The organism is Candidatus Manganitrophaceae bacterium (assembly GCA_016200325.1).
Taxonomy (GTDB): Bacteria; Nitrospirota; Nitrospiria; order SBBL01; family Manganitrophaceae; genus Manganitrophus.
Genome location: JACQEZ010000008.1, coordinates 125,545 through 142,558 on the forward strand (window position 1 = coordinate 125,545; position 17,014 = coordinate 142,558).

12 protein-coding genes and 1 tRNA gene are annotated in these 17,014 nt (G+C 58.2%); 9 read left to right on the forward strand and 4 right to left on the reverse strand.

Features of this window, described 5'->3' with window-relative positions; all coding sequences use genetic code 11:
- Window positions 1–68: 68 nt before the first annotated feature.
- The gene (locus tag HY282_06415; GenBank protein ID MBI3803380.1) at window positions 69–2,036 is read right to left on the reverse strand and encodes an AMP-binding protein; all 1,968 of its coding nucleotides are present in this window, start codon (window positions 2,034–2,036) and stop codon (window positions 69–71) included.
- 251 nt (window positions 2,037–2,287) lie between these two features.
- On the opposite strand from HY282_06415, the gene HY282_06420 reads away from it, so the two are divergent.
- Together HY282_06420 and HY282_06425 are read left to right on the forward strand one after the other, a co-directional pair.
- Window positions 2,288–3,721, forward strand: a complete 1,434-nt coding sequence (locus HY282_06420; protein ID MBI3803381.1) for a hypothetical protein — start codon at window positions 2,288–2,290, stop codon at window positions 3,719–3,721.
- A 52-nt stretch (window positions 3,722–3,773) separates the two neighbouring features.
- On the forward strand, window positions 3,774–4,658 hold the full coding sequence (locus HY282_06425) for an SDR family oxidoreductase (GenBank protein ID MBI3803382.1): 885 nt from the start codon (window positions 3,774–3,776) through the stop codon (window positions 4,656–4,658).
- On the opposite strand, the gene HY282_06430 is transcribed toward HY282_06425, so the two are convergent.
- The gene (locus HY282_06430) at window positions 4,655–5,188 is read right to left on the reverse strand and encodes a YIP1 family protein (GenBank protein MBI3803383.1); all 534 of its coding nucleotides are present in this window, start codon (window positions 5,186–5,188) and stop codon (window positions 4,655–4,657) included. The genes HY282_06425 and HY282_06430 overlap by 4 nt on opposite strands.
- A gap of 159 nt (window positions 5,189–5,347) precedes the next feature.
- Here HY282_06430 and HY282_06435 point away from each other — a divergent pair, with 159 nt between their 5' ends.
- The 6 genes from HY282_06435 to HY282_06460 all read left to right on the forward strand — a co-directional run bounded on the left by HY282_06435 (window position 5,348) and on the right by HY282_06460 (window position 12,265).
- Window positions 5,348–6,022: a response regulator transcription factor gene (locus HY282_06435; protein ID MBI3803384.1), complete on the forward strand. Its 675-nt coding sequence runs from the start codon at window positions 5,348–5,350 to the stop codon at window positions 6,020–6,022.
- Window positions 6,003–7,439 (forward strand): HAMP domain-containing protein, encoded by a 1,437-nt coding sequence (locus HY282_06440; protein MBI3803385.1) that lies wholly within the window; start codon window positions 6,003–6,005, stop codon window positions 7,437–7,439. The genes HY282_06435 and HY282_06440 overlap by 20 nt, the downstream gene beginning before the upstream one ends.
- A 93-nt stretch (window positions 7,440–7,532) precedes the next feature.
- Entirely contained in the window at window positions 7,533–7,943 is a 411-nt protein-coding gene (locus HY282_06445; GenBank protein MBI3803386.1) for a PepSY domain-containing protein, read from the forward strand.
- Window positions 7,944–8,053: 110 nt separating this feature from the next.
- Window positions 8,054–8,485, forward strand: a complete 432-nt coding sequence (locus HY282_06450) for a DUF2231 domain-containing protein (protein MBI3803387.1) — start codon at window positions 8,054–8,056, stop codon at window positions 8,483–8,485.
- A 274-nt stretch (window positions 8,486–8,759) separates the two neighbouring features.
- Complete coding sequence (locus tag HY282_06455; protein MBI3803388.1) at window positions 8,760–10,058, forward strand: bifunctional folylpolyglutamate synthase/dihydrofolate synthase; 1,299 nt, start codon at window positions 8,760–8,762, stop codon at window positions 10,056–10,058.
- Window positions 10,055–12,265 carry an LPS-assembly protein LptD gene (locus HY282_06460; GenBank protein ID MBI3803389.1) on the forward strand — a complete coding sequence of 737 codons (2,211 nt, stop codon included), beginning with the start codon at window positions 10,055–10,057 and terminating at the stop codon, window positions 12,263–12,265. Before HY282_06455 ends, HY282_06460 begins: the two co-directional genes overlap by 4 nt.
- A 203-nt stretch (window positions 12,266–12,468) precedes the next feature.
- On the opposite strand, the gene HY282_06465 is transcribed toward HY282_06460, so the two are convergent.
- Both HY282_06465 and HY282_06470 read right to left on the reverse strand, forming a co-directional pair.
- Window positions 12,469–13,284 (reverse strand): M14 family metallocarboxypeptidase, encoded by an 816-nt coding sequence (locus tag HY282_06465; GenBank protein ID MBI3803390.1) that lies wholly within the window; start codon window positions 13,282–13,284, stop codon window positions 12,469–12,471.
- The gene (locus tag HY282_06470) at window positions 13,285–16,593 is read right to left on the reverse strand and encodes a fused MFS/spermidine synthase (GenBank protein ID MBI3803391.1); all 3,309 of its coding nucleotides are present in this window, start codon (window positions 16,591–16,593) and stop codon (window positions 13,285–13,287) included.
- Window positions 16,594–16,734: 141 nt separating this feature from the next.
- Here HY282_06470 and HY282_06475 point away from each other — a divergent pair.
- Window positions 16,735–16,810, forward strand: a tRNA-Lys gene (locus HY282_06475).
- Window positions 16,811–17,014: the final 204 nt, after the last annotated feature.

Consider the following 17,014-nt stretch of genomic DNA (forward strand, 5'->3'; position numbering starts at 1 on the left):
ACAGACCCTCATCACTCAAATCGATGGGTTAGTTTACCTTGCCAGACCTGCTTTTTCAATAGAAACGATCAGGGTGGGACCGATTCATCGGCGGGAGGCTCTCCCTTTTTTTCCTGGGAGAGAGAGGGAATCTCATCGATTGCGGCGGGATTTTCAACGGAGGTCAAATCCCCCAGCGGCGCGCCGAGGAGCTTCGCCCGAATTACCCTTCGGACGATCTTGGCTGACCGGGTCTTGGGGAGATCGGAGACAAACCGGATCGATCGGGGACGGAGCGTCTTCCCCATCTTCTCGACGATCCGATCCGCGAGCGCCGCCTCATCAACCGAATGGCCCGGTTTCACCACCACGAGGCAGACGATCGCCTCTCCCTTGACCGAATCGGGGAGGCCGATCGCCGCCGCTTCGGAGACGGAAGGATGGCCGATTAGGACCGATTCGATCTCGGCCGGACCGACACGCCGGCCGGCGACCTTCATCGTGTCGTCCGAGCGACCCTGAAGAAACCAATACCCCTCCTCATCGACGCGCGCCCAGTCGCCGTGAAACCAGACGTTCGGCCACCGCGACCAATAGGTCGCAAGATATCGCTCTTTGTCTTTCCAAAACCCCCGCGTCATCGACGGCGCCGGCTGCTTGCAGACCAGATGCCCCGTCTTCCCGCGGACTGGATGACCGGCGTCGTCGAACACATCGACATCCATTCCCAACGCCGGGTGGCCGAGCGTGCACACTTTGAGCGACTCGATCGGCAGCGGAGCGAGGAAGCAGCCGATGATCTCGGTCCCGCCGGAGATGTTCATGATCGGAAGCCCCCCTCGGCCGACCTTTTCGAAAAACCAGCGATAGCTCTCCGGATCCCACGGCTCACCGGTCGATCCGAGCATCCGAAGAGAGGAGAGGTCGTGCCGGGCCACCGGCGCATCCCCGGTGCGGATCAGAAGACGAATCGCGGTCGGGGAGAGGCCGAGATGCGTCAGCCGATGGCGATCAACCATCTCCCAAAGGCGATCGGCCGTCGGGTAATCCGGCGCCCCTTCAAAAAGGAAGACGCATCCCCCCTGCAGGTGAACGCCGATGATCATCCAGGGACCCATCATCCAGCCGATATCGGTCAGCCAGAAAAAACGATCGTCCGGCTTGACGTCAAAGTGATAGGCGAGCTCTTTTCCGATCTGCACCAGAGAGCCGCCGTGGGTGTGGACGGTTCCCTTGGGGGCGCCGGTCGTGCCGGAAGTGTAGAGAATCAGCGCGGGCGATTCGGCCTCGAGCGGCTCCGTCGGCAGCCTCTCCGACCGGTTCGCCACGAAGTCGTCATACCAGCAATCGCGCGTGGGGTCCCAGTCGATCCGGTTTCCCAGACGCCGCAGCACGACCCGCCGGCGGAGGGTTGGGATCTGAGGAGAGGCCGCATCGGCCGCGCGCTTGATCTCGACCGTCTTTCCCCGGCGCAATGTTCCATCGGCGATAAAAAGAATTTTCGCCTCGGCGTGGGCCAAGCGGGCCGCCAGCGGGGTGGCGGCAAACCCGGAGAAGATCGGGATGCAGATCGCTCCGATTTTAAACGCGGCATAAAGGACCGCCACCATCTCGAGCGACATCGGCATGTAGATCCCGACCGTGTCGCCTAATCCGATCCCCTCCCGACGGAGCGCATCGGCCAAGCGGGAGACCTCCCGTTGCAGTCGGTCATAGCTCCAACGTCGGACCTCGCCGTTCTCTCCCTCCCAAACCAGCGCGATTTCGTCGGCGCGGGCGGGGAGATGTCGATCGATACAGTTCGTCACCAGGTTTGTCCGGCCGTCGATAAACCATCGGCTCCAAGGGAAGCCGTCGGAAGAATCATAGACCTGACGATAGGGGCGGGACCAGACCATGTTCAAATCGTCCGAGACCGCGCCCCAAAAGCGGCCGATGTCTTCAATCGACCAGCGGCGTAGCGCCTCCGGATCGGCGAGATGATGGCGCTGCATCAGCCGCCAGACGTTCGACTGGCGGATCATTGCCTTCGAGGGGGACCAAATGATTTCGCTCATCGAGGGATTATAACATTCCGCATCCTTTATGCCCATGAAGAAGGTTCAGAGTAATCTAGTCCACATAATTGGTAATTTCTTGCACATCTCCAGCTCATCCGTTCATCCTGCATGTAAAAGTTTTTTGCAATTCTGCAAAATACTGCAACCTCAAATGAGGATAAAGCGGGGCCATACTCATGTAGATCTCTCTTTTACAGGTACAAACGTTGCACTATCTAAAAGGAGTACTTCAAGGAAGGAGCGTGACAATGAAGACCGATCAACAGCGCACTGTTTTGATGGTGGCTTTTATCCTATTTATTCCTTTTCTCGCGTCATGTGGAAGCGGCAGCAGCCCGAAAGATGCAACGGCCCAGGCCGCAGAGACTTCTCAACCGGTCGCTTCTTCCAACGCCTCCGGCTCGACTCGCTCAACAGACACCCCCGCCGCGCCGCCTGCGGCGACGACGGTGGCCGATCCCGGTGTTGTCGACGCCGGACCGCCACCCACCTCGACGCCGACGGTCGGCACCGGAAGCGCAGCCGCGCCTCCTCCTGCACCTGCGCCGACGCATAATCCTCCTCCATCCCCTTCACCTGGACCGGGACCGACGACCGGAGGGGAGAACGGTTCGAGCGCCGCGAGTCAATGGAAGGCCGTCGGAGGTCATATTAATACCTCTAAAGAAGGTCCCGCCTTCGCGACTATGCTGACCACGGTTCAAGGAGTGCCTTATTTGGTCTGGAAAGAGGGTCAGCTCGAACAGGGAACCTGGGTCGAAGGAAAAAAGATCTATGTCGCCGGCTGGAACGGAACCGAATGGCGCGTCGAAGGGCCGCTTAATATAGATCTAAATAATGAAGCCAGCGTCCCCACTTTAACGACCGATGGTCAAGCGCTCTATCTTTCATGGGTGGAGGGGATTGATTCGAATAAATCGGCCTATGTTCTGCGAAAAGATCCCGGCAGCTGGGTCACAGTGGCGGTTCAAGAACCTCCCGCGGGTAGCGGTTGCGCCCCGCTGAATGCCAGCCTTGCAATCTGGCAGGGGCTTCCGACATTGGCTTGGGATCCTGCTTGCTCCGACACCCCTTACACGTCGACCGTGGTTCAACAGTGGAAAGGAAGCTGGCTGAATCTGGGTGGGGCCGGAAGCCATTATGCAGACACCCCCGATCCGAGAAAATATCAGATCGCCTCAAACGGGGAGCAGCTCTCCTTGGCGGTGATCTCTCAGAATGCCGCCTTCGATGGGATTACGCTTGACCTCTATCACCACGAGGGGAGCGGGTGGATTCAAGACGGCGGACCGGCCAATGATCCGCTTTCTTATCTTCCGTCGGTCTTTTCTCTGGCCTTCGTTCAAAAGCTTCCGACCCTTGCCTTTCGGCAGGATGGCCTTGGCATCCGGGTGCGACAATGGACCGGCAAAGAATGGACGACCCTCGGCGGAGCCCTCTCGAAAGAGGGAATCGAGCCCGCCTTGGCCGCCGTCGGCGACACCCCGTATGTCGGATTCGGCGGGGCCAAAGCGTCGGTCTTGAAATGGGATGGAACGACTTGGTCGCCGAAAGGGGAGCCGTTGAATCAGAACCCCGGCGCAACCACATCATCCGTCTCGCTTGCTGCGGCGGGCCAGCAGCTTTTTGCCGCATGGATCGAGAACGGATCGATCTTCGTGAAGAGCATCTCCGCCCAGTAGGGGGCAGCGGGGTTGACGCTCCTTCTTAAAACCATTATCCTTTGAAACGTTTTTGCTTTCAAACGGGAATCAGGTTCAGGAGGGGGCGATCGGATCGGTTCTGCTGATTGGTTGTGGCTATGTCGGAATCGCGCTGGCCCGGGGGTGGATTGAGAAAGGGCTGACCGTCTACGGCACGACCCGTCGCGCCGAAAAACTTCCTTTCCTGAGAGAAGAAGGAATCCGACCGCTCCTGGTCGATCTGCTGAAACCACCCTTTGTGCTGCCCCGAACCGACTGGACTTACTTCATGGTCGCCGGGTCGCACGATGAAACCTTGCCGCGCGCCATGGCAAATGTCCTCGCCGCTTTTCGTGAGTCCGTTCCAACCCGGTTTATCTACACCAGCAGCACCGGGGTTTATGGCGATTACGGCGGCGCCTGGGTCGACGAATCTTCTCCGCGGCAGGCGGCACATCCCTCCGGAATCCGTCTGATCGAAACCGAAGATCTCCTCTTTTCGGCCATTGAAGAGCGGCAGTTCCCGGCGATCCTGACCCGCCTCTCCGGGATCTACGGTCCGGACCGGCTCCCGGGGCGCGATCGCCTCCTGAACAAAAGTGTCCTCCGGGGAGATCCCAACGGCTATTTGAATTTGATCCACCTCGAAGACCTGATTCCCCACCTGATGGCGGCCCCTCTCTTCGGAAAAATCGGCGACTGTTATCTTCTTACCGACGATCAGCCGGTCCTTCGAAAAGAGTATTACGAGGCCCTTGCCTCGCGGCTGGGGATCTCCGACTTTGAACCGACCTGGGCGGCGCTGGACAGCGCCGCCACAAGCCGCCGTTGCCGGAACCAGAAGATGAAAGCGCAATTCAAACTCGATCTCGCCTACCCCTCCTATCGCGAAGGGCTCGCCGCGCTCCTTCCCGGCGAACCAGAGCCGACCCGCTAGGGCGACCCGGCAACACCCCCGCCAAAAGCGAGGACGACAATCAAAATTAATATTTGGATCAGCCAGCCGATGACGCAAACGCCGACCGCGCGCAGGGTGCTCTGATAATCGAGCGCCTGCCGTACCGCCACGATCATGGCGATGAGCATCCAGATCGAGGCGCCCAGAAAAATGAGACCGGTCACAGGGGGGAAAAAGCCCAAGATCCGGATCATTCCCGGCGCGCTGGCGAAGCCGATCGTCCGGAGCAGCTCCCCGTGGCTCGATTTCGTCTGCGGCTCCGGAAGAATTTTCGTCCCGATCATATAGGTCAGAAAGGCCCAAACATACCAGCCGACGAGCGCCGCAACCGTTCCCGTCAGCAGCCGGGCCATCCCCCCTTCGCCGAGGCTTCCGATTCCGGCCGCCAGGCTGGAGAGAACGACCACCGACAACGCCTGCCCCATCGCCTTTTCATCGGCCTCGACTTCTTCGTAAAGATTGACGTCGAGTCGCGCCGCCCGAATGATCCGATCCAGAAATTGTCCCATGATCTTCTCTCTCCTGACCCTCTGATTTTCGAAGTGATTGCCAGCGGTGACCTGTAAGATCCCAGAACGATATCAAAACGGTAAGGCGGAGTCTAGCAGATTTGTCGCTACGCTCCGCCGCAGCTTGCAGATCGGCCGCTTCCACGATAAGATGATCTCATGCGCATCCTGGTGGTGGAAGATGATCCGAAGATCGCTTCATTTATCGAGAAGGGGCTTCGCGAGGCCGGCTTCGCCGTCGACCCTGCGGCCGACGGGGAGGAGGGGCTTCAGCTCGGAGCGAGCGCGCCGTATGATGCGGCGATCGTCGACGTCATGCTTCCGAAACGAGACGGCCTCTCGTTGATCGAAGCGCTTCGGAAAGAGAAGATCACGACGCCGATTTTGGTGCTCAGCGCCAAGCGCTCGGTCGATGACCGGATCAAGGGGCTCCAGATCGGCGGGGATGACTACCTCATCAAACCGTTTGCCTTCTCGGAGCTGTTGGCGCGGGTCCAGGCGCTGATCCGCCGTGCGAGCGGCGCCGCCGAGCCGACCCGTCTCAGCGTGGGCGATCTCACGTTCGACCTCCTCACGCGCGACGTTACGCGGGGCGGCCGGAAGATCGCGCTTCAGGCGAAGGAGCTCTCCCTCCTTGAATATCTCATGCGGAATCCCGGTCGGATCGTCTCAAAAACGATGATCTTAGAACATGTCTGGAACTACAGCTTCGATCCTCAAACGAACGTCGTCGATGTACTGGTCCACCGCCTCCGGAGCAAGATCGACCGTGATTTTCCAGCCAAGATGCTCCACACCCTCCGAGGGGTCGGCTATGTCCTTAAGTCGCCTTAATCGTTTTCGAAAAAAAATCGGAGTCCGCCTCTCATTTTGGTATGCGATCCTCTTCACCCTCAGCGCCTTAATTCTCTTCGGCCTCGCTTACTTATTGGTCTCAAAGTCGATCAAACAGAGAGATCACGATGAAATCCGACTGACGCTTCAGACGCTTGCGAAGGAATACCACTCCGGCGAGGTGGAATCGCTGGAAGAAGGGGCCGGGCTTGAAGAGGCGGCTCGGCAAATGGGACCGCTCTTCATCCGGATCGCCGGGCCCGACCGCAAAACGCTCTTTCTGAATCATCCCCGCGAGTGGGCCCGCTTCGACCTCTCGTCGCTCGAAACCGGCTCGGCGGCCCCACAGGGGGAGTGGATCCTCCTTCGGGAAAAGGACGACCATCACCGATTGGAGATCGCGTCGGTTCAGCTGCCCGACGGGGTCGTCCTCCAGGTTGGGAAAAATACCAAGGAGCGGGAGGAACTCCTGGAGCGATTCCGGAGGATCTTTCTTGCGGTCGCTTTCCCGATTGTTGCGCTCGGCGCCGTCGGCGGGAGCCTCTTTGCCCTCCGCGCGCTCCGGCCGATCCGCGATATCATCGCCACCGTTCAATCGATTGAAGAAGGACGGATGGAGGGGCGCGTCCCGGTCACCTCGACCGGCGACGAGCTCGACGAATTGGGCCGACTCTTTAATCAGATGCTCGGTAAAATCGAGGCGTTGATCAATGGAATGAAGGGGTCGCTCGATAATGTCGCCCACGATCTCCGAACGCCGATGACCCGATTGCGCGCCGTCGCCGAGATGGCGCTTCGCAATGATCTCGATCGAGAAGCCTACCGGGAGGCGTTGATCGCCTGCCTGGAAGAATCGGAGCAGATCCTCATGATGCTCAACACCTTGATGGACATCTCCGAGGCCGAGACCGGAACGATGCCGCTTCAACGGGCGCCGGTAAATCTCGCTTCTTTAATGGAAGATGCGGTGGATCTCTATCGTCCCGTTGCGGAGGAGAAGGGGATCGTCATCGAAATGAAATCGCCTTCAACATTAATCTCGATCGTCGATCCGACCCGGATGCGGCAGGTCCTCGCCAATTTGATCGACAACGCCGTCAAATATACCGCTCGCGGTGGACGGGTTGATTTGGAAGCAACACAGGAAGGAGAAGAGATCGTCATCCAGGTAAAAGACACCGGCATCGGCATCCCGCCGGAAGAGATCGACCGGATCTGGGACCGCCTCTATCGCGGGGATCGAAGCCGCTCCGAGCGGGGGCTCGGCCTCGGACTCAGTCTGGTGAAAGCGATCGTCACAGCGCATGAAGGAAAGATCACCGCTTCAAGCGGCCCCGGCGCCGGCTCACGATTCACCCTCTCCCTGCCGGCCGCACCCCGCTCCGCTGCTTTATTCCCCCCTTCTTCCATTACATAAATGTCATTTTCCAGCAAGGTTGCTGTAAGGTTCCCTTGATAGAGTGAAGTTGTCACGAGAGCGTGTGACCTAACCCAGTCAAGGAGGAACGCCATGAAATATCTTTTGTCAGTTCTAACCGTTCTGCTGGTCGGCGGATTGGCGGTGGGGGCATTCGCCCGTGCCGAGCCGCAGACCAAAGAAAAAAATAAAAAAGAAATCACTACAGCCAAAGAAAAAGGAGAAGACGAGGGGAAAGAATCGGCCGAATCGGGTGAAGCAATTCCGTCCGGAGCGGCCAAGGTCACCCTTCAAGAGGCGATTCAAACGGCGCTCGGCCGGGTTCCCGGATCAGTCCAAGAAGCGCAGCTCGAAGAAGACGACGGCCCGCTCCACTATGAGGTCGCCATCGTCGGGCCCGATCACGCTCGGACTGAAGTGAGGGTCGATGCGCAATCGGGCCAGATTCTCAAGGTCGGAAAAGGAGAGATCGAAGAGGAGCACGAGGAAGAGAACGAAGGTTAATCGATCGGCGTTCCGGGGGCGGCGGTTCCGCCCCCGGATCACCCGGTCAGCCTATAGAGGAGGAGATCCCATGAATCATCCCATTCATCCCATCTTGGTCCACTTTCCGATTGCGCTTTTATTTACTTCGGTCTTTTTTCGACCTGATCGCCCTAGTCACAAAGCGGGCATCGTTCCGGCAAACCGGGCTCTGGCTCCTGATTTTGGGGTGGCTTGGCGGGCTGGCGGCAACCCTCTCCGGCTTTTTGGGAGAAGACGCAGCCAAAAAAATCGGCGTCCCGGAAATGACCATCGACCGACACGAATCTTTCGCGATCGCAACCCTGATCGTCTTCGCTGCCCTGATGCTCATTCGGTGGTGGAGAGCGTTCCGTCCTTCAGATCGAAAAAACATCGCCTATTTAATCGTCGCAGTGATCGGACTGGGACTGCTCGCGACCACCGGGTTCCTGGGAGGGGATCTCGTTTATCGCTATGGCGCGGGCGTTCAGCCGAACCCATCGGCAGTTCGCATCCTTCCACCTGTGGCACCCGGCGGGTAGGGCCAATTTGACGGAGACGATTCCCGCGTTTTTCATCTCGGTTTTCATCTATAGAGGGAGGGTTTGTCCGAAGGAAGAGCTCAATCACGTGGATCGCGTGCCTCAGTTCGTGGGTAAAACCCCACGAACTTGAGGCAGCAAGTGGGCGTAGGGGCAATGCCCCATGCCATCGTTCTTGACCTTTATAAATGACGACGCGTGCTCCCCCTCCATCTCTCCTTGAATTCTCCGTCCTGAGTATGATAAATAAAGAGGCCGAATCTGCCGGGGAATTATGCCTTACGCCGACGCAATTGATTATCTCTACCGCCTTCAATGGCACGGAATTCAGCCGGGCCTCGAGAGGATGGAACGCCTTCTCTCCTTGCTCAGTCACCCGGAGAAACAGTATCGTTCCGTCCATATCGGCGGGACAAACGGCAAGGGCTCGACGGCGGCGACCGTGGCCGAAGTCCTGAAGCGGGGAGGATACCGTGTCGGGCTCTACACCTCTCCCCACTTGATTGACTTTTCGGAGCGGATTCGTCTCTCGGGCAAGCCGATTCCGGCAGGGGAGATCGTCCGCTTGACCGGCCTGATCCGGGCGCGGATTGCCCAGGAAGCGCCGGAGCTGCAAGCATCCCTCACCTTTTTTGAATTCACCACCGTGATCGCCTTTCTCTACTTCGCCGAGCAGAAGATCGACCTGGCGGTCGTTGAGGTCGGTTTGGGCGGCCGGTTCGATGCCACGAACCTGCTTGCACCGATGGTCAGCGCCATCACCCAGATCGATCTCGATCACGAGCGTTATTTGGGAACGACCGTGCTCCAGATCGCCGCGGAGAAGGCAGGCATCATCAAACTGCGCACCCCGCTGGTGACGGGCGCCGTTCAACCCGAGGTCCTCTCCCTCTTCGAAGAAGAAGCGCGATCGAAAGAGGCGCCGCTGATTCGGGTCGACCGTGAGATCACGGTGGAAGGGGAGCGTCCGAGCCGATTTATTTATCGCGGCGTTCGAGAACGGGTTGTCTCTTCGCCCCTGTTGGGACGGCACCAGATCCGGAACGCCGCCATCTCGATTGGGGTGATTGAGCAGCTCCAGAAGCAGGGGATCGCCGTCCCGGAAGAGGCGATTCTGGAAGGAGTGCGGCGGGTCCGATGGTCGGGGCGATTGGAGATGATTCGGAAGGAGCCGCTGATTCTTCTCGACGGCGCCCATAATCCCGCCGGCGCGCGGGCGTTGGCCGACTTTCTGAGCGGGGTCGATCCGGAGCGCCGCGGAAGACATTGGCTGATCGTCGGAATTATGCGCGACAAAAATATCTCCGAAATTCTCTCCCCCTTGCTTCCGTGGGCCGACGAAATTGTCTTGACCCGTCCCGAGATCGAACGGGCCGCCGAACCCGACCTGCTGATCGCCTCCCTTCCTCCGTCACTGCACGCGACGATTCGAGAACAGATTCCCGATGCGATCGCCCATGTCGAGTCGCTCTTGACCCCTTCGGACACCCTTGTGATCACCGGCTCCCTTTATACGGTCGGAGAAGCCAAAGCGGTCTATGCCGGGACCGCCCCTTCCCTCTTGCGAGGATGACCCCCTCCGGTCCCTCAACGCCATCTCCTTCTTGTTCTATCCATCCCGGACGCATTCTTTTTGTTCTTATATTAAAAACCGTCCCGGCCGGGCTGCTCCTCGTCACCCTGCTCCTTTTCGGATATCTGCTCTTCGCTCTTCCGCTCCCGGCCTCTGCGGCCTCGAAGAAAATGACGATCCCGACCCTCAAACGGCCGGAGGCCCAGACACCGGTCCAGCTGACCGCCGACCGGATTGAGTATGATAAAGCGAGCAATTTCTTCTTTGCCGAAGGGTCGGTGGTTGTCACGCAGGGTCCCACTCAGGTCGAATCCGATTACCTAAGCCTCAACAATGCAACCGGAACCCTGATCGCCACCGGCAACGTCCATTTCTCGGACGGGGAGAATACCGTCACCGCCGAGCAGATTGAGACCGACGTCAACACCCAGCTTGGCATCCTCTATGGCGCGCGGCTCTTTATTAAAAGCGAAAATTATACGATCGACGGAGAGGTGATGGAGCGGACGGCGCCGGACCGCTACGTGTTAGAAGACGCGTCGTTCACCGCCTGCGATTGCCCCGATGATCCGGAGTGGCGGGTCCGAGCGAGCCGGATCCGGGTCCACCTCGATAATTTTCTGGTATTGCAACACTTCGTCTTCTATTTCGACGAAATCCCGATCTTCTATCTCCCTTATTTCATCTACCCGGCCAAAACGCAGCGGCAGACCGGATTGCTGGTGCCGCGGGTCGGGTACAGCACCCGCTGGGGGCTTCGTTATTATCAAGATTTTTTCTGGGCCATTTCCAAAAGCCAAGACATGACCTTCACCCTCGATCATCGGGGAAACAAAGGGGACGGCGGGGTCTTTCAGTACCGTTATGCGCTCGCCAAAGAGACCGACGGCCGGTTGGACGTCCACTACTTCCATGACGTCGTGAGCCAGGTCGACCGCTACGAAGTCCAATATACCCACCAGGAGCGATTTACCGATCGAATCAGTGGGAAGATCGATATCCATTATGTGAACGAGCAGAACAATTTTCTGGTCCTCTCCGAATCGACCGCGGAGAGAGCACAGCAAAACGTCGAGTCGAATGTTTTTCTCACCTACCGCGGCGACGAGTCGTTTGCCTATCTGCTCGGCCGGTATGTCCAGAGCTTGACGGGACAGAGCAGCGGCACCATCGCCCAGCGCCTCCCTGAAGTCGGCTATTCGATCGCCCAGCACCGCTTTGGAGAGAGCCCGATTTATTTTAACTGGCAGAGCACGGCGACCAATTTCTGGCAGCAGAGCGGACCCGACATCCAACGGGTCGATCTCTTTCCGAAGCTCTCGATGCCGCTTGATCTCTCTTCCGCCGGGACGTTGACCCCTTGGACCGGATTCCGCGAGACCTGGTACAGTCGGGGGGTGATGGAAGATGCCGCGATCAGCCGCCCGATCTTTCCGGTCGGGATCGATTGGGAGGCGCCGGTCGAGCGGGACTGGGGAAGCGTGACCCACGTCGTTATCCCCTCATTGATGTATGACTATATCTCGGGGAATGATCTGACAGACATCCCGCAGTTTGACGAGATCGATCGGCTCCACAAGCGCAACAGCTTCACCGCCTCCTTAGCGCAACGGTTCTTCACCCGGAACGATAAAGGGGAGCGGCTGGAGAGGGCTTTTTTTCGGGTCACCGAAAGCTACAGCCTCCAGGTTCCGCAACCGAGCCTGGTCGATTCTCACCTCTTCTCCGACGTTCGCGGTGAGGGGAGCGTTCGCGTCAGCGAATACCTGACCTTTGGGGTCGATACTTTCTATGATCCGTATCGTCACCTCTTTTCTTCCTGGAATACGGATGTCTCGGTCGCCCTCGCACCGCGCGTGACCGCCACGTTCGGCCAGCGCACCACCCGGGAGGGGAGCGTGCCGCAAAAAGGAGATCTCTTCAACCCGCTTTACATCGGCGATCGGGAGACCACGCCACGGATAAACTTCCTCACCGACAAAGTGGTGGTCCGAACCCCCTGGGGAATCAATCTGGCGACCCGCGCTTATTATGATGTCAGCCAAAGCAAGTTCGTTGAAATCGCCTACGGCCTCCAGTACGAGCGGCAGTGTTGGAGCTTTACCCTCGACTATCTCGATCTGCGGACCCGCAACGAGCTGGTCTTTCTGGTCAACCTGAAGGGCCTCGGCGCCACCGACTCCCGCAAATCGATTAATCTCTTTTAAGGTCCTTGCCCGGACCCCCTTTTTAACAAGCGGACTCTCTTAAGGCCGTACTGCGCCGCTGCCGATCAGGGCCCTGACCGCTCCAGGCGGATTGATTTAATAGAATCTAAGCGAACCTGACGAGATGAGCAGCGTGGGATCGGACTCGGTCTCGGAGGATGTTCCGGTTTTTTTCCCCGTACACAATCACGATGATCGATTGCCTAAGAGAGCAGCCGTTCCATCGCAGTTTTTAAAGCAATGAGGTGAATTTCGACCCGCTGCTGCATCTCAAGATGCACCGGGGTCTCCGAGGTAAGGACATGGGGGGTTCCATTTTTGTAGAAATAGACCGCCTGAGGCCAGAGCCGCCGCCGGGCCATCCGCTGCTTGAAGAAATCCGACGCGGCATCCGGGCTGATTAAACCGCCGCTTGCCGGCGCCCCTTCAATCGATGATTCCAAGTTGATCGGATATTTTCGGGCGACCCGTTGAATCACTCTCCGCCCGACCGTTTGAGACGGATCATGACAGAGCTCATACATATAAAAGCCCGGCGTATCGATGTCTTCGTGAAACTCGATGTCGAGGTCAAACCACTTCCCCTCGATCGCCTTTTTCACCAAGCGCACCTCCGCCTGCGGCCGCTTGCGATAGTACTGGCGGTTGAGATCGACCCGGGAGCGGTTCTGCCGGGTGTTGTGCTCGTAACCGAACGGGTTGATACAGGGGAAGAGGGTGAAGTGAAACCGTTGGAGGAGGCTCGGCTTCTTCTTGATCATCTCGATGACGGCGAGAATCGTTTCGACCCCGGCCGGTTCATCGCCATGGATTCCGCCGGAGAGACAGATCCGCTTTTGACCGGGTCGATCGGAGGTAGAGAGCATCCAAAAGGGATACTGCGTCGGGTAAGCCCGCACCCGCCCGAGAAGGTGGGCCTCGATCCCTTTCGCCTCTTTAGCCGTCTGGAGAATCCGCTCGATCACGTCAGGGTAGGAACGGCTTTTCTTCGGCACCGGAAAGGCCTTTACCGAAACCACTTACGAAGCTCCCTTCGTTCTCTGTTTTAACCGGTCGAGGAAACGGCGGGCCGATGCAACCCGCAGGTCCTTCGGCGAGAGCTCCGTATTTTTGACGAACGTCTCCAGCGCCAACCGGGCCGGTCCATTCTGCCCGAGTTCTTGATAGGCCATCCCGAGATAGTACTGAACAATGCTCGCCGAGGCCTGGCTGCCCAGCTCTTTCTTTGCTTCTTCCAATTCGGCCGCAGCCGGTTTAAACATCCCAAGGATAAATAATCCGGTGCCGCTGTAGAGGCGGCTCAACGGCGCGGAGACAATCCGATCGAAGAGAAGCGCCATCCGCTCCTCCTCCGGAATTTGGATCCCCGCCTTTCGACGCCACTCCACCTGCTTGAGATAGGGGAGGGTGGAGAATCGCTTCGGATCGGTCTCCAGCTCCTTCCGCCACTCGTTGAGGCTCCCGAGGAATCGATTCAGGGCCTCTTTGGCCTCCGCTTCTTTTCCCAATTTGGTAAACACCAAGTTTTGATAGTAGTAGCCGAACGGCTCGGAGAAGACGAGCCCCTGCGCCAACTCCTCCAGCGCCTTTTGATATTGTCCGAGGTAATATAAATTGATCCCGTGGTAGAACGCCCCTTGCAGCTTCTCAGGATAGGCCGTCCTCAGGCGGGTGAAGAGCGGCTCCGCCTCCTTAAACGCCGCCTGTACTTGGTAGTGCTGGGCCAGGCTCAGGAGCGCCTCCATGTTCGACGGCTCTTTTTGAAGGGCCGCTCGCCAGGCGCGGGCGGCCCCCTCCCGGTCGCCCAGTTTTTGGAACACCCGCCCCATCAGCCAATCTCCTTCGGCGGCCGGGTCGAGAAGCAGTCCCTTTTGAATCATCTCGCGGGCTTCGTTCTCTTTTCCGTTTCGGAGCAGCCCCTTGGCGATGGCAAAATAAGCCGACCCCTTGGTCCGGTTCGACTCGGTCGGCTTCACCAGATAGAGCGGGCCGGTCCGGGCCGCCCCTTTCATCTCGGCGAGATGGATCGAGAGGGTGTCCTCAAAGAGCGATTTCGGCGTCTGGAACTCAACCACAGTGTAATCGTCGGTGTTGAAGATCCCATTGCCGGTGTAGCGATCGATCTCATTCGGTCCCAACATGAAATAGGCCCAGAGATCGAATGGGGAATAGACCTCGACATGGGCGAGGTCTGCGGCGACGGAGGGAACGGCGATCCGTCGGGCGATCTCCTGGCTGTCGATTGCGATCTCCCGGTCCGAACCGACGAGAATCAGGTCTCCCGCATCGGTATAAAATATAAAGACCTGGGGGAAAACGGCATGAAAGGTCCGGACGACCGCTTTCAACTCCGGGGCGCGGATGCCGTAGAAGTGAATCCACTGCGTGAAGATTCCCCCCGGCTTGAGGTGGGCCCGGCCCAATCGGAAGAACTCTTCGGTAAAAAGCTTCGAAGAGCCGTTCCGCCACGGATGCGACGGCTCGGAAACGATGATGTCGAATTGATCCTTGGAAAGAATCAGATAGTTCCGGGCGTCGTCGATCACCATCTGAACGCGGGGATCGCCGAGGACGTTCCCATTGAACGAATCAAAGAGGTGCGCCCCCTCGACCACGGCCGGCTCGATTTCGAGCGTGACCAGCTTGGAGAGGGGATGGGTGGCAATGGCGCCGGCGGTGATACCGCTCCCCAATCCGACCAGCATCACCTCCTTCGCCTGTGGGGCGAGAAGCATCGGAAGATGCCCGACCAACAGCTGCGTCTTCATGTCGCCGGTCGTCGATGCGTTCGCTTTGCCGTCGATGGCGAGGGTGAGATGGGCGCTCTTCGCCAGCGTCGGATGCTGGACCACCGTCACCGTGGAGGAGACCCCCTCTTTATAAAAAAGCAGGTCGAGGCTGGAAAGCTTGCCGAACAGCTCGCTCGACATCTGCAGCGGATTCCAAGCAGGCGTCGAAAGGGAGACGACGAGGAGGAAGGCGCCGACGCCGCCGACCGCCCAGAGACGCGCTTCGCCGATCTCCCGCATCCGGATCCACAACGCCAAGCTCAGAATCGCGTTGGTCAAGATGGCAATATGGAGGCTCCGTTGAATCCCGAGTGAGGGAAGAAAGATAAAACCGATTGCGAAGGAGCCGACAATCGTTCCGATCGTGTTGATGGCGTAGGCGCGTCCGACAATCGAGCCGAGGCCGGCATCGGCTGGCGGCGTACTTGAACCTTTCTTCTGAGGGGCGGTCCCCCCAGAAGTGAGAAGGTGGATCACCAACGGGAAGACCCCTCCCATGAGGATCGTGGGGATGAGCATCGCCGCCCCGGCAATGAAGAATTTGGAGGCGGAGAGAATCCCCCCTTCAGAGTGAAAGATCTCCAGGAGCTTGAAGAAGAGGACGGGGAGAAGCGGAAAGAGATACTCTCCGGCAAAGGCGAAGAGGGCAATCCCCCCTTGGACCACGGCCAACAGGAGAAACGGCCTGGAAAAACGCTTGAGCAAGAAGGAGAAGAGGAAGCTTCCGATCGCAAGCCCCAGGAGGAAGGTGGCGAGCATCGTTGCGAACGAATAGAGGGTCGAGCCGAGAATCAAGGTCAAAATCCGCGTCCAGACGACCTCGTAGATCATCGCGGCAAAACCGGAGAGGGCGAACACAACGTATAAAATACGCCGCCGCCCGCTGTCAGAGCCTTCTGGAGGGAGGGTCTTCCCCTCCCGTACCGGATCGGGAGCAACCGTTGTCTTCCGGCCGAGGGAGATCGCAATTAATCCGACGGTCCCGTTCAGGAGCGCCGCCAGGAGAATTGTTTTCTGGTGTCCGAACGTCGGCAACACGAGAAATCCAGCCCCCAAGACGCCGGCCATCGCCCCCATGGTATTAAAGGCATAGAGAAGACCGACCCCCTTTCCGACCTCTTTCTTGTTTTTATAGAGGCGGGCCAACACCGGGAGGGTTCCCCCCATCAAGGCGGTCGGGAGGAGCAGAATCAAGACCGCCATGACGAACCGGACCAGGCTGAAAGCATAAAACGAAAAATGAAAGAGACGATGAAGGAATTGATAAATCGGAATCAGCGATGAAAAGAGGAGCGGGACCAAAAAGGCATATCCGCCGATTCCCAGCTCCAGTAAACCATAAACACGAAGTGGGTTGGCATAGTGATCGGCGCGTTTCCCAAAAATTTCACTGCCGAGCGCCAAGCCCCCCATAAATGCGGTCAGGAGGGTAGAGATAGCAAACATCGACGCGCCGAAGATGAGCACCAGTTCCCGCATCCAGACCATCTGGTAGATTAAGGCGGTCACGCCGGAGAAAAAGAAAAGAATCGGAATCAAATGAGCCGAGCTCCATAGAATTAAAACCCCTTATCATAGATCATCTTCGTTTAAATTTCAAATCCCTCGGAAAGACGGTTGACAGTCGTTTCAAGAAAATGTTACAAACATCCTTCATATTCTGATATCCCCTGTAGTCAAGAGCCGCTAGCTCAGTTGGTAGAGCACCGCCCTTTTAAGGCGGGTGTCCTGGGTTCGAATCCCAGGCGGCTCACCAATCCTTTCAATCCCTTCTGAACACCCTCTTAAGCAGAATTCAGGATATTCCTCTATAGAATGTATGCATTCTCTTGACAGGGAGGGGGAACGCCTCCCCCGATCGTCTTTAAAATACAATGAATTTGCTCTAACGCGCGACATGGGATCGATAAAAACGCTCTTCGGCAAGAGGGATCCCAGGCTTCCAGGGTTGGTATTTTTG